The 12,681-nt window shown below is 35.6% G+C and carries 14 protein-coding genes; 7 read left to right on the top strand and 7 right to left on the bottom strand.

What is annotated here, in order from left to right; translation table 11 throughout:
• Positions 1–27 precede the first annotated feature (27 nt).
• Complete coding sequence (locus IGI58_RS17080; RefSeq protein ID WP_087639934.1) at positions 28–507, bottom strand: nucleoside 2-deoxyribosyltransferase; 480 nt, start codon at positions 505–507, stop codon at positions 28–30.
• 50 nt (positions 508–557) lie between these two features.
• Positions 558–1,778, bottom strand: a complete 1,221-nt coding sequence (locus IGI58_RS17075) for a GNAT family N-acetyltransferase (RefSeq protein ID WP_429952476.1) — start codon at positions 1,776–1,778, stop codon at positions 558–560.
• Between the two features lie 140 nt (positions 1,779–1,918).
• Here IGI58_RS17075 and IGI58_RS17070 point away from each other — a divergent pair, with 140 nt between their 5' ends.
• Together IGI58_RS17070 and lepA are read left to right on the top strand one after the other, a co-directional pair.
• Positions 1,919–2,536 carry a histidine phosphatase family protein gene (locus IGI58_RS17070; RefSeq protein ID WP_429952477.1) on the top strand — a complete coding sequence of 206 codons (618 nt, stop codon included), beginning with the start codon at positions 1,919–1,921 and terminating at the stop codon, positions 2,534–2,536.
• Between the two features lie 170 nt (positions 2,537–2,706).
• A complete protein-coding gene (gene lepA, locus IGI58_RS17065) occupies positions 2,707–4,542 on the top strand; it encodes a translation elongation factor 4 (protein WP_429952478.1) in 1,836 nt (611 codons plus the stop codon).
• An 86-nt stretch (positions 4,543–4,628) separates the two neighbouring features.
• Here the strand turns inward: lepA and IGI58_RS17060 are convergent, their stop codons facing one another.
• Positions 4,629–5,351, bottom strand: a complete 723-nt coding sequence (locus tag IGI58_RS17060; RefSeq protein WP_429952479.1) for a tyrosine-type recombinase/integrase — start codon at positions 5,349–5,351, stop codon at positions 4,629–4,631.
• A gap of 652 nt (positions 5,352–6,003) precedes the next feature.
• Here IGI58_RS17060 and IGI58_RS17055 point away from each other — a divergent pair.
• The gene (locus IGI58_RS17055; RefSeq protein WP_429952480.1) at positions 6,004–6,759 is read left to right on the top strand and encodes a hypothetical protein; all 756 of its coding nucleotides are present in this window, start codon (positions 6,004–6,006) and stop codon (positions 6,757–6,759) included.
• On the opposite strand, the gene IGI58_RS17050 is transcribed toward IGI58_RS17055, so the two are convergent.
• From IGI58_RS17050 to IGI58_RS17040, 3 genes are all read right to left on the bottom strand, one after another.
• Positions 6,756–7,463: a hypothetical protein gene (locus tag IGI58_RS17050; protein ID WP_429952481.1), complete on the bottom strand. Its 708-nt coding sequence runs from the start codon at positions 7,461–7,463 to the stop codon at positions 6,756–6,758. The two genes, IGI58_RS17055 and IGI58_RS17050, sit on opposite strands and share 4 nt — an antisense overlap.
• A 433-nt stretch (positions 7,464–7,896) precedes the next feature.
• Complete coding sequence (locus IGI58_RS17045; RefSeq protein ID WP_429952482.1) at positions 7,897–8,367, bottom strand: ImmA/IrrE family metallo-endopeptidase; 471 nt, start codon at positions 8,365–8,367, stop codon at positions 7,897–7,899.
• Between the two features lie 11 nt (positions 8,368–8,378).
• Complete coding sequence (locus tag IGI58_RS17040) at positions 8,379–8,687, bottom strand: helix-turn-helix domain-containing protein (RefSeq protein WP_429952483.1); 309 nt, start codon at positions 8,685–8,687, stop codon at positions 8,379–8,381.
• Between the two features lie 401 nt (positions 8,688–9,088).
• Between IGI58_RS17040 and IGI58_RS17035 the strand changes: the two genes are divergently transcribed.
• Complete coding sequence (locus tag IGI58_RS17035) at positions 9,089–9,277, top strand: hypothetical protein (protein ID WP_087639949.1); 189 nt, start codon at positions 9,089–9,091, stop codon at positions 9,275–9,277.
• Positions 9,278–9,313: 36 nt separating this feature from the next.
• On the opposite strand, the gene IGI58_RS17030 is transcribed toward IGI58_RS17035, so the two are convergent.
• Positions 9,314–10,183 (bottom strand): LysR family transcriptional regulator, encoded by an 870-nt coding sequence (locus tag IGI58_RS17030; RefSeq protein ID WP_225534057.1) that lies wholly within the window; start codon positions 10,181–10,183, stop codon positions 9,314–9,316.
• Positions 10,184–10,297: 114 nt separating this feature from the next.
• Here IGI58_RS17030 and IGI58_RS17025 point away from each other — a divergent pair, with 114 nt between their 5' ends.
• From IGI58_RS17025 to IGI58_RS17015, 3 genes are all read left to right on the top strand, one after another.
• Positions 10,298–10,873 carry a DapH/DapD/GlmU-related protein gene (locus IGI58_RS17025; RefSeq protein ID WP_429952484.1) on the top strand — a complete coding sequence of 192 codons (576 nt, stop codon included), beginning with the start codon at positions 10,298–10,300 and terminating at the stop codon, positions 10,871–10,873.
• Positions 10,863–11,378: a cyclophilin-like fold protein gene (locus tag IGI58_RS17020; RefSeq protein ID WP_429956340.1), complete on the top strand. Its 516-nt coding sequence runs from the start codon at positions 10,863–10,865 to the stop codon at positions 11,376–11,378. The genes IGI58_RS17025 and IGI58_RS17020 overlap by 11 nt, the downstream gene beginning before the upstream one ends.
• Positions 11,379–11,685: 307 nt before the next feature.
• Complete coding sequence (locus tag IGI58_RS17015; RefSeq protein WP_429952486.1) at positions 11,686–12,669, top strand: aldo/keto reductase; 984 nt, start codon at positions 11,686–11,688, stop codon at positions 12,667–12,669.
• Positions 12,670–12,681 lie beyond the last annotated feature (12 nt).

Raw genomic sequence — 12,681 nt, 5'->3', positions numbered from 1 at the left:
AAAAAAACCTCCCGATTTATATGTGCTCTATTTTTTCAGATGTTCTTCGATCAAGGATAGAAACGTCTGCTCATCAGTTGCCACTGTTCCATTCAATTTTAATAAACCTACTGTGTAGAGATTCAAGTAGTGAAATTGATTTTCAGCGGTGTCACTTAAAGCATCTAATTTTTTTTGATTATCTGCCCCTTGCTGCCGTGTATCTGTATATAATCCAACCATTGGAATATTTTTGGCATAGGCTACACCAATTTCAGAAGCGACACCAGGATCGATGACAGCGCCATCTAGAACTGCAACCAACAAATCACTTTCAAGGACGCGTTCGGTATCAGCGAGAGCAATCATTTTGCTGTCAGCGTAAGCAGTTTTATCATTGATTGCACCGTTCTCCTGAGGCAGATAGACCTCTATTTTATCATCTAGAGCACGGATGTTTTTGACCAAATAGTCATTATAAAGTAAGTCTGCTTTAGCAAACATGGGACCAGCAAAATAAATTTTCATCTTATACGTTCCTCCAATAATTGTTTATAGCTACTCGTTAAAAAAGTGACTCAAAAATAATCGCTAAAATAAGCTTCCTGATCAGGAATGATCCGTTCCAACGAATGCAATGTTTCTTTATCAGTGATCAGACGCTCGATTCTGTGAAGATAGGTTGGTCTGCGATAATTCATCAAAAGACAAGTCAATGTTTGAATATCGATCGTTACAGGCTGTCCTAAGGGTTCATCGGAAATAGTGACTTGATCTTCTTCATCCCACATCAAACTGAAAATGCCATTGTTCCATTCAGCCACCGGATCACTGACTACGAAGTAAAACGGCTTTGCAGTACTTGAATAAGGATACGCTTGAAGCATTTCTTTGACATCAACGATTCGCGCCATGTAGTAAGGTTCGATCGTCTCTTTGATTTGACTATCCTCAAGTAAAAAAGCGAGGGGCTCATTTTTATAAATATCACCAGTAGCCCAATAGATCATTGAAAAATGAGCGGATATGAAGTTCCATAAGCCATTTCTGGCTTCCTGATTGATATAAAACATTTCTTTGATGTGAAATACTTCTTCAGCGACCCAATAAAACAAGACACCTAAAGGCTCCTGATTTGCGCCATAATACACGGCGGCTGTTCGTTCCTCTTCATTTTCAAAGCGCCAGTATTCTTCCCAGTTGAACTCACTGCGAATCAATGCTCCGTGATTCTGACGGGCAAACTTTGCATAAACCGAAAAAACATCCTCATGATCTACATTGACCCGCTCTACCATTCCAGGAACAGCCACTTGTTTGGGCAGCTGTGTGTCACGTATTTTAAATGACAGCTTGTCAGACATGATTTCCCAGCCTTTTCTACGATAGTAAGGAATATTATATGGATAAAGATAGGAGATCCATTGTTTATCCTGCCGCATGTTTTTAAGGGCTAGATGGATCAGATCCTGCATCAATCCATGATTAGCATACTCAGGATAGGTACCGACACCAGTGACTCCGCCCATTTTGAACAAGGTACCATGGATATTGACTTCACAGGGATAAATAGCGATTTGAGAAATCAACTTATCTTCGTGAAACCAGCCAAAAACTTTTGATTGTTCCAAAATTGGCTGTTTGGATTTAATCAATTCTTTTTTACTTTCATAACCGCTTTCTTCTAAATCTGCTTCCGTAAATTGGAAAACATAGCTCAATAACTCATTGAACTGATCAACATATTTTTCATCAACAACTTTTAACTCTAAATTTTCTCTGAACTCTTTTTGGTCCATTTTTCCATCTCCAATTAATTTTCTATCCTCAGTATATCAAAAAAAATGGAATATACAGAGTATTTGCTTATTAAAAAAGAATTAAGAGGCAATCGATTGGCTTAAAAGTATGTTACTCTTTGATGAAAGGAGATGATGTAATGAAAAAGAAGCTTTATTTATTACGGCATGGTGAAACGGAATTCAATAAAAAAGGGATCTATCAGGGGATTTTAGATTCTCCATTGACGGAAGCGGGCGTACAGCAAGTTCAGGCGAATGCTTTTTTGCTCAAACGAAAGTTGGCAGATGTTCAAGACCAACAGATTCTTTTTCTATCAAGTCCGTTGGGAAGAGCTATTCAAAGTTCAAAGCTAATACAGCAAATATTAGATCGCAAAGAATTGACTATAGTGACTGACGAGCGTTTGAAGGAAGTTGATATCGGTGAGTGGAATGGGAAGAATAGAGAACAGATTCAAGCACAACAGCCAGAGCTTGAGTCAAATACTTTTAATTGGTACTTTAAAGGACCAAATGGCGAAAGTCTCTCAGATGTAGCAACTCGTTGTAATGAATGGTTAGCTGATTTGGAAAAGGCTGAGGAAGAACATGTGATCATCATGGCTCATGGACTTCTTGGGAGAGTACTGCGAGGCTGTTTCTCAAAGCTGAAAGAAGAAGAGTTGTTAAGTTTAGAAGTGCCGCAAAGAGGCTTTTTTTTATTGGAAAACCAACAGTCCATCTACGTGACAGACCATTTTGACGAATACGAGTAGATTGATTCTAGTATAAGTCGTTTGATTCATGGGAAAGTTCTTTAATTCTAGGTGAAACCTTGTTATAATGGTAAGTGCTGATTGAAAATGATCGGAGCTAAGAGTCTTTGCTGAAGGTATTGAAAAAGCAAAACTGATTTAGCTGTTTATTAAAGAAATGAGGACAATAAATGAATATAAATGAAATGAAACAAAGACAAGAAAAAATTCGTAATTTTTCCATTATTGCCCATATTGACCACGGGAAATCGACGCTTGCCGATCGTATTTTAGAAAAAACAAATACGGTTACATCAAGAGAGATGCAGGATCAATTGTTGGATTCTATGGATCTTGAAAGAGAACGGGGAATCACGATCAAGCTGAATGCAGTCGAGCTTACGTATACCGCAAAAGATGGCGAAACTTATATTTTTCACTTGATCGACACCCCTGGACATGTGGATTTTACGTACGAAGTATCTCGTAGTCTTGCTGCCTGTGAAGGTGCGGTTTTAGTTGTTGATGCAGCCCAAGGGATCGAAGCTCAAACATTAGCTAATGTTTATTTAGCGTTGGATAACGACTTAGAAATTTTACCGGTGATCAATAAAATCGATTTACCAGCGGCAGATCCCGAACGTGTTCGGACTGAGATCGAAGATGTGATCGGAATCGATGCTAGTGAAGCAGTTTTAGCTAGTGCTAAAGCAGGGATCGGTATTGAAGATATTTTAGAGCAGGTCGTAGAGTATGTGCCAGCACCAGCTGGCGATTTAGATGCACCGTTGAAGGCATTGATTTTCGACTCTGTTTATGATAGTTATCGTGGTGTCGTATTGAATGTTAGAGTCATGGACGGCGTAGTTAGACCAGGTGATAAGATTCAGATGATGAGCAATGGTAAAACGTTTGATGTAACCGAAGTCGGCGTCTTCTCACCAAAAGCGGTTGCTCGTGACTATTTGATGGTCGGTGATGTCGGTTATATCACGGCCAGCATCAAAACAGTACAGGATACTCAAGTTGGGGATACAGTCACATTAGCAGAGAACCCAGCACAAGAAGCTTTGCCTGGATATCGTAAAATGAATCCAATGGTTTATTGTGGTCTATATCCAATTGACAATTCCCGATACAATGATTTACGAGAAGCATTGGAAAAACTTCAATTGAACGATGCTGCATTACAATTCGAACCAGAAACATCTCAAGCCTTAGGGTTTGGTTTCCGTTGCGGATTTTTAGGATTGCTGCATATGGATGTTATTCAAGAGCGTTTGGAACGTGAATTTAATTTAGACCTTATCACGACAGCGCCTTCTGTTATTTATCATGTCAATAAAACGGATGGCTCACAAGTCGTTGTTGATAATCCAGCTGATTTCCCTGAACCAGTAACGATCGATTCTGTAGAAGAACCTTTTGTTAAAGCACAGATCATGGTACCGAATGAGTATGTTGGTGCGGTAATGGAATTGTCTCAACGTAAACGGGGAGAATTCGTAACCATGGATTACTTAGATGATTATCGTGTAAATGTAGTGTATGAATTACCTCTATCGGAAATTGTTTTTGATTTCTTTGATAAGCTAAAATCAAGTACAAAAGGCTATGCTTCACTAGATTATGAAATGTCTGGTTATAGAACGAGCCGTCTTGTGAAAATGGATATCTTATTAAACAGCGAAAAAGTCGATGCTTTAAGCTTTATCGTGCATAGAGACTTTGCTTATGAACGGGGCAAAGCTATCGTAGAAAAATTAAGAAAACTGATTCCAAGACAACAATTTGAAGTGCCGATCCAAGCAGCGATCGGGCAAAAAATCGTGGCTAGATCAGATATCAAAGCATTGCGTAAAAATGTCTTAGCGAAATGTTATGGTGGAGATGTTTCTCGTAAACGTAAATTATTAGAGAAACAAAAAGAAGGGAAGAAACGAATGAAACAGATCGGTTCGGTGGAAGTACCGCAGGAAGCCTTCATGGCAGTTCTGAAAATGGACGAGGACGAACCGAAGAAATAGCAAGGATTTAAGAGTTTTGATCGCTACGTTAAATCAAATTTTCCCACATTTATCCCACGAGCAAATGAACTCGTGGGAATTTTTGTTTAGAACGCTGAATCTTTCAACATTTGCTCGAAAATATCAACGGTTTCAGTTTTCATTTTCTTAGTGACATGAGAATATGTATCCATGGTTGTTGCTATCCTAGAGTGCCCCAATCGTGCCTGGATCTCTTTAGGCTTTGCTCCGCTTTCTAGTATCATAGTAGCATGTGTGTGTCGGAATGAGTGGAAATTGAAGTCAACACCTGTTGCATTCCTAATTTTTTCAACGTTGTATTTAATTGAATTTGGTGTGACTGGTTGTCCATTTTCTTTCACACAAACAAAGTCACTATCAAAATAATTTTGTCCATAGAATAGTTTATTTTCTTTTTGACGATTTTTCATTTTTTTCAATAGAGAAGTGAGGGTAGAACCTAATACAATTGTTCTATATGATGCTTTTGTTTTTGGTGTTCCTATCTCATAAGAACCACCTTTTGTGCCGATCATAATTCGTTCGACGCTTAAAGTGTTTTCCTCGAAATCAATATCAGACCATTCAAGACCGCAAACCTCAGCACGCCTTAAACCTGTTTGAAATGATATCATCATAGGTAAATAAAACGGATCACTAACTGAAACATAATTTCTTATTAGTTTAAAATCTTCCATTGAGATAATTTTCAATTCGCCTTTGTCTTTCCACTCTTTCTGATCGTATTTCGGCATGGTAACGTATCGAGTAGGATCATTATTCAAATATTGATACGGAAAAACAGCCATCATAAACGCTTTGTTTAGAACTCCTTTAATAATAGCAAGGGTCTGTTTAGCGTATCCAGCTTCGAATTTCTCTATAAGTAAATCCTGTAAGGTTCCAGCTTTGACTGCTTTTAATTTATAATGTCCAATGGAAGGGAAGATATGTTTATCAAGTATATTCCGGTAGTTGTCTTGAGTGTTCTTTTTTTAATTTACCTTCACATATTTCTCGAACCAATAGTAAAATAGTCTATTACGGATATGTCAGATAAGCTCATTACGTCGCCGTTGTTTCATATTCTTTAATAGCAGCACGAAGGGGAGAGAGAGCTTTGCCTGCATAACGTTCGATTTGTTGAAGGGACCCGTTAACATAAGCGATATCTATGCGATAATACCAATTATTTCCTTTTTTTTCTTACTGATCCTTGCATGTCGATTTTCTCCCTAATAAATACGAATTTGAGATAAAAAACAAGAGATAAAACATCAAATTGTATATTTTTTCGTAAAAATATAATAGAAATACAAACGTATGTTCTTCTGGGTTTTAAATGTAAGACTCGTAAAATACGAGTCTAATAAATGAATAAGATTTCAACCTTTTGTCAGAGATATACCTTTACGAATGTATGTTCTTAATGATATTATATACAAAAGGAAGGTGAGAAGCATGAAAACAAGATCAATTTTAGTAATCACGCTCTTAGTAGTTGCTTCGATAGGTCTTACTATATTCAGTATAGTAAATGGATTTGATAACACTCTAGTAAATGTGTTAATTGCCATTACTCCTTTAATAGTATTTTATATTCAGTTTCTAGTTGAAAACATGAACAAAGCTTTTATACTGTGGAATAAAGCCAAAACGTGGATTCTAAATCCTGGTTTAGAGTGGCAGATAACTTCCTATATTGTTTATGATAGTATAGATCAAGAAAAATTACTTAACTTATTTTCTAACATACTGAGCGATCCTGACTACAAAGAGTTGGTTGGCGAAGAGATGCAAAAAGTTTCTGAAAGAGGCAACACTCTTGCAATTAAGATAGGGTTAACTTTATTTACTATTTCTGCAATAGACCAATCAACAATTAAAATTTCTAGTTCTTCCAATATAAATTATAGAGAAAGTAAGGACGTCATTAATAAACATTTTAAATATCTAAGTAGAATGATTGATATGACTTTAAATTCAGTAGCAAAAGAAAGTTCTTTCTCTCTAAAAATAAAATTTAGAAAAGAAAATCCATACTACGGTCTATATGTTCGTCGTTTAGACAATTCTGAATTATCTTCATTTATACTAAAATATAGCATAGATAATATGAAATTCGTTGTTAGTAACAATAGTATCGAAGTGACATGCAAGTCATTTGAGACCATTGAAAAGATATCATCTGACTTTCTAGTAATTAGTAATAACTAACTTAGAAATAGATCGTACACTTTAAATGCTGTCTTAATTTTTTGTATTTCACTCTCAAAATTATTATATAATACAACATTACCATGTTTAGTAATCCCTATTTTTTGGTAAATACCTCCTATGTTACTCTCAAACAGAACATAAGAGGTGTTTTTTTCTTTTAGAGTCAATTGTACTTCTTCATCAAAATTAATATTTTCACCATAATAAGCTTGAGAATGGACATTTCCACGGTTTACTTGTGACCAAAGTCCGGATAAATTTTCTGCTTTAGCTACAATTTGATTGAAGTCAATTGGGATAGGCGTAAAGTCAAATAATTTCCCTTTATTATTCTTTGTATTTTTTCTTTCTTTACTAACCTCATTTAGGAATGACTTAGCAATGTCTTTCTTAGTTGAAACAAGTAGTACATTTGCATTATTATCGTGATAAATCCTAAACTTAAAATTTTGGAAATAATATTTAAATGATCTTTCAAAAACGAAACCTTGTGTTTCGTATCTGTGATCATAATCAACATTATATGTTTTCAACTCGCGCTGATCAAAACTTATAATCTTATCAGTTGGATCTACGAATAGGTGCCCTTCACCTTCAGACATTCCTAACCCGTCCTGATCTAACATTTGCATTTGACCACCTATAGTAATACCATTTTCATAAAAAGAATTTGTTTGGGTAAACATCATTGAAATCGGCATATTGAACCTCCAGGCAAATGACTAAATTCTTTTTGTCCTTTTTTTTGTTCAGTATTAACCATTATTTCTTTATTATTCATTTTACTGCCCCCTTACAGATGTGATATAATAATTTATCATCATGTAAAGTGGTGAGTCCAATTACTCCTAGACATCAGCCAAGTGGATAGGAGTATTTTTTTGTTGATTATATATAGTCAGGAGATTAATCTCTAGTTACCATTTTTAAAAAAGAAATAATACGATCAGCTTTAGAAATTGCATCTTTCTAAACTGGAGAATCAGTTTTCGTTTTCTTAGTTATTAAATCGATATAAACTACAGGAGTATCAAAGCTATTTAGATTAATTTTTATTTTCATTTCATCAATTATACTAGTAGTTTTCTTTTTGCTGTAATAGCTCCAACAATTCTCCTCCATAAGTAAAAAGTATTAATAATATATTATACGCTTAATATCTAAGGCGTCAGCTTCACCAAACATAAACATGTAACCGTCATACTCAAATTGTAGACCGTATTTCTCCTTATATAATCGTAAAGCTTGCCTAAAATGATCAAGCGTAACTCCCAAATATTCAGAACATTCCCAATCTGCTTTAAAATCCTGTAATTTGCATTCTAATAATTTGCTAGGGTGGACTGATATTTCTGAACCAACTTGTCGAGCTAGCCGCTCTTGTTTAGTTGTTTCAAGTGCCTTTTGATCCGTAATATCATCAATTGAGGTGCAATGATGCCCAATTTCTTCGGACAATGTACTATATAACTCAGCATCAGATTGAGCAGGGTTTAGATAAATCACATTATCAATGTATAAACCTTTTTGTTTTTTCGGCATTTCCTTATCAAAAACATATTTGATATCAGGAAAATAGGACATCAAATTTTCGACATTATCCATAAAAACACCTTCTATTTTTTTCTATGTTTACTCTTAATATATGCAATATAGTCTAAAATTTCCTCCATTTCCTCGTCGCTGGTGTCCTCGTCGATATGAGCGGCTATAGTCAATTGATCGTTTTCTTGTTCATCAAAATAAGATACTGAGACACCTAATGCTTTAGAAAGTTTTTTTACAGTTTCAAAAGTAGGGTCTTTTCGCTCGCCGTTTTCTAGTCTGGAGATATTTGAAGCATTTACACCAGATTTTAAAGCAAGTTGATTAACTCCTAAACCTTTTGATTCGCGTAAATGTTTTAATTTTTCGCCAAAGTTCATCGGTCAAGCTCCTTTCTTTATCTCATAATATAGCCATTTGGCAACAAAATCAAAATAAAATTGCAAAAAGGCAACAAAAATGTTGTCAAATGACAATTTATGTATTATATTATTGTCATTCGGCAACAGAGATGTGAAAATTGAAAACTGTACTTAATGAAGCCTTCATGGCAGTTCTGAAAATGGACGAGGACGAACCGAAGAAATAGCAATCAAAAGATGGATCTCCTAATAAGGTGATCCATCTTTTTCACCCTATCTATAGACAACATATATCTGCAGATGTATAATATCTGTAAATATAGGATGATCATGCGGCTAAACTTTTAAAGGTATCCAAAAAAGGAAACATGAAATCCATTCTTTAGAGCTTAAATCATAAATAATAGGAGGAAGTAATCATGTCATTTAAAGAAGAAATCGACCAACTAAAAGAAACATTTCAACAAACTAAAAAACAAGGAAAAGCTTTAGGTGAGAAATACGCTGAGGAAGGAAAAGGAATTGGTGAAGAATATAAAAACAAAGGAAAGGAAGTAGGAAAGCAATTTAAAGACCTTTCTAGTGGCATCAAAGATCGATTTAAATAGAAAAGCAGCGGCTGTTTTATGAAAGCCGCTGTTTTTTTATGCTAGATCGTGTAGTAAACGTAAAAATTCTTTTGAAGCATTTGAGAAAACGTGTCCTTTTTTCCAGACAATATTGATGGTCGCTGTTAATGGAGGTGAACAGGGGATGAAGGTCAAATCAGTAGTTGCTGTGTTTATGATACCATCAATACAAAGTACACTGACCGTTCCTTCCTTAACTAATAAAGAAGCATTATAAAGTAAGTTGTATGTTCCAATAATATTAAAATGTTCAATATTTTCTCCTAACCACTCGGACAATTGATTATCGACAAACGATTGATTGGAAATCAATAAGGGAAGGTTATGCAAGTCTGTTGGTGATATCGTTTTTTTCTTAGCTAATTCATGACTATTATTGATCAAAATCCCCCAATGATCAGATAGAGGCAAACGAATGTATTCGTACTTTTGCTTTTCTACAGGATCGATCACCAGTGCAAAATCAAGAATCCCTTTATCGATTTTCTCTAATACATCATCCGCATTTCCACTATAAAGTTCGATACGAACATCAGGATGTTTTTGCTGTAATTCATTGATCAACATAGCAATATAAGAAAAAGCCTGTGTTTCTCCACCGCCAATAATGATTTTACCGCTGATCACCTCATGGTTACTTAAATTCGTAGTAGTTGTCTCTACCAATTGAAGTATTTCTTTTCCTCTATTTGCCAAATAAACGCCTTCCTCGGTTAGAGTGATCGATCGACTCCCGCGGGTAAACAGCCTTACACCTAATTCTTCTTCTAACTCTTTCAATTGTTTAGATAAAGCAGGCTGTGAAATATGAAGAACTTCAGCAGCTTTGCTGATCGTTTTTTCTCTCGCAACAGTTAAAAAGTAATTCAATACGCGTAGATCCATTAGATCCTCCTATAATTAAAAATTATGTCTAGCTATCACTTATAAGTATTAGTTAATCATAACATGGTTTTGTAAAATGAAGCTAGTAATAAAATAGAGAGCGAGGAATAAAAGATGGAAGTGATTAGTTTAGAAAAAAGATTGCTGGGCAAAGAGATTTTACCAGATTCACCATTATTCAAAGAAGTCCATATGATCAAAGAAAATAACGAACGATTAGTAATGGATTTGAATACACAGTATCGTAAAAATAGCGAGATGCTGAAGTATCTTGAAAAGATCACTGGTCATTCAATTGACGCGTCGGTGACTGTTTCTCAGCCTTTTTACACTGATTTTGGCAGACATATCATTTTTGGGAAAGATATTTTTATCAATAAGAATGTAACCTTTGTGGATCTTGGAGGAATCACATTAGAAGACAATGTGCTGATTGGTCCAGACAGTCGGCTGATTACGGTCAATCATTTGACTGATCCCCAAAATAGAAGAGGAGTTGCGGTAGCACCGATTGTAATCAAAAGAAATGCGTGGATCGGTGCAAATGTCTCGATCTTACCAGGAGTGACAATAGGAGAAAATGCCATTGTCGCAGCAGATGCTACTGTCACTAGAGATGTTCCTAAGAACGCAGTTGTTGTAGGAAGCCCAGCGAAAATCGTGCGTATGATCGATGAAAATGATGAATAAAATCGGTGTTAAGATGATGTTTTCGTTTTCATTACTACTCTTATTCGGTTGTAAAAATGTTCTGAGAAATGATCCATCGTTTAGCGAAGAGCACTTAGATACAAGTATGGTGAAAAACTATCCAACAGAGAGTGAGGAAGAGAAGATAGCTATTACTAAAGTTACGATCGACCAAATTGATTTTTATATTGAATGGTGTGATAATGCATCAGCTAAAACATTACAACGTATGTTCCCGCTTGAAATCATGATGGATGATCTCCACAACAATGAAAAATATTATTATTTACCAAAGACACTTCCGACAGAAGCACAATCTCCTGGGCAAATAAGTAAAGGTGATGTTATGTTGTTTGGCAAGGATTGTCTTGTACTATTTTATGAAGATCTTGAAACGAATTATGTTTATACACGATTAGGAAAAATCATTGATCCTGAAGGCTTAGATCAAATCAGTCACCAAAAGAAATTAAATGTTTTGTTTACCAGTGAAAAAATAGAGTAGTGATCAGTGCAGATGAATCAACAAAAAAGAAAGAAGTCAAAGTAATTCTAATAAAAAAATGGAATAGAGACTTTCTAACGACATGAAGAAATGAGTTTTCTGGTAGACTGATGATTCAGCTTCGGTAAAGATAATAAAGTAAAAACTAGTTTATACCAATAAAAATGGTTGTACTAACTTGTATTTTTTTCTGTCACTTATTTTAATAGAAAATATTTTTGCCAAACAGCTTGACTTAGAGTGCACTTTAAGAGGTAGACTAACTTTAGTAATAAAAAGTGTAACTTATCAAGTAGGGGGAATCATAATGGAATACGTAAAATTTGGCAACACTGGTATGGAGGTTTCGCGTCTTTGCTTAGGAGCAATGGGATTTGGTGATCCAGCAAGTGGTTTTCACGAGTGGGTGTTAGAAGAGAAGGAGAGCAAAGTTGTTATCAAGAAAGCTCTTGATCTAGGCATCAATTTTTTTGATACTGCAAATGTTTATTCTTATGGTGCAAGTGAAGAAATTTTGGGTAAAGCACTGAACGAATATGCTAACCGTGATGAAATCGTGGTTGCAACAAAATTATTTACAACGATGAAAAAGAATGTTCCGAATAGTGGTGGGCTCTCAAGAAAAGAAATCTTTCATCAAATCGATCAAAGTTTAAAACGTTTAAATATGGATTATGTCGATTTATATATCATTCATCGCTGGGACTACAATACGCCGATCGAAGAAACCATGGAAGCATTACATGATATCGTAAAATCAGGGAAAGTCCGCTATATCGGTGCATCAGCAATGTTCGCCTGGCAGTTTGCCAAAGCACAAGCAGTTGCAGAGAAAAACGGCTGGACAAAGTTTGTTTCGATGCAAAATCATTTGAACCTTCTCTATCGGGAAGAAGAACGAGAAATGCTGCCATTATGTCAAGATCAAAAAATCGCAGTGACACCTTATAGTCCGCTAGCTTCTGGTCGTTTGACTCGTGATTGGAGCGCCCAAACCAAACGCTTTGAAACAGATAAAATGGCTCAATCAAAATATGATAAAACAGCAGAGCAAGACCGAATCATCGTTGAACGTGTAAAAGAAATCGCAGAGAAATATAATGTTGAACGAGTACAAGTTGCATTGGCCTGGCTGCTTCAAAAAGAACAGGTGGTTGCTCCGATCATTGGGGCAACAAAAGAAAGTCACTTAACGAAGGCTCTTCCAGCTTTAGAATTGAAGTTGACAGAAGAAGATATTCGATTTTTAGAAGAACCCTATGTTCCCCATGTCATTGTCGGACATCAATAGGAGGAATCAAAG

Source organism: Enterococcus sp. AZ020 (genome assembly GCF_050499205.1).
Lineage (GTDB): Bacteria > Bacillota > Bacilli > Lactobacillales > Enterococcaceae > Enterococcus_L > Enterococcus_L dunnyi.
Note: the sequence above shows the minus strand (reverse complement) of the source record. Positions and strands in the feature narration are given on the sequence as shown.

Bases quoted from the DNA above. Each gene is read 5' to 3' on its own strand.
- IGI58_RS17055 (WP_429952480.1), top strand. From the start codon at position 6,004: ATGAAAACAAGATCAATTTTAGTAATCACGCTCTTAGTAGTTGCTTCG.
- IGI58_RS17080 (WP_087639934.1), bottom strand. From the start codon at position 507: ATGAAAATTTATTTTGCTGGTCCCATGTTTGCTAAAGCAGACTTACTT.
- IGI58_RS17025 (WP_429952484.1), top strand. From the start codon at position 10,298: ATGGAAGTGATTAGTTTAGAAAAAAGATTGCTGGGCAAAGAGATTTTA.
- IGI58_RS17060 (WP_429952479.1), bottom strand. From the start codon at position 5,351: ATGGCTGTTTTTCCGTATCAATATTTGAATAATGATCCTACTCGATAC.
- IGI58_RS17015 (WP_429952486.1), top strand. From the start codon at position 11,686: ATGGAATACGTAAAATTTGGCAACACTGGTATGGAGGTTTCGCGTCTT.
- IGI58_RS17040 (WP_429952483.1), bottom strand. From the start codon at position 8,687: ATGAACTTTGGCGAAAAATTAAAACATTTACGCGAATCAAAAGGTTTA.
- IGI58_RS17020 (WP_429956340.1), top strand. From the start codon at position 10,863: ATGATGAATAAAATCGGTGTTAAGATGATGTTTTCGTTTTCATTACTA.
- IGI58_RS17035 (WP_087639949.1), top strand. From the start codon at position 9,089: ATGTCATTTAAAGAAGAAATCGACCAACTAAAAGAAACATTTCAACAA.
- IGI58_RS17030 (WP_225534057.1), bottom strand. From the start codon at position 10,183: ATGGATCTACGCGTATTGAATTACTTTTTAACTGTTGCGAGAGAAAAA.
- IGI58_RS17070 (WP_429952477.1), top strand. From the start codon at position 1,919: ATGAAAAAGAAGCTTTATTTATTACGGCATGGTGAAACGGAATTCAAT.
- IGI58_RS17045 (WP_429952482.1), bottom strand. From the start codon at position 8,367: ATGGATAATGTCGAAAATTTGATGTCCTATTTTCCTGATATCAAATAT.
- IGI58_RS17050 (WP_429952481.1), bottom strand. From the start codon at position 7,463: ATGCCGATTTCAATGATGTTTACCCAAACAAATTCTTTTTATGAAAAT.
- IGI58_RS17075 (WP_429952476.1), bottom strand. From the start codon at position 1,778: ATGGACCAAAAAGAGTTCAGAGAAAATTTAGAGTTAAAAGTTGTTGAT.
- lepA (WP_429952478.1), top strand. From the start codon at position 2,707: ATGAATATAAATGAAATGAAACAAAGACAAGAAAAAATTCGTAATTTT.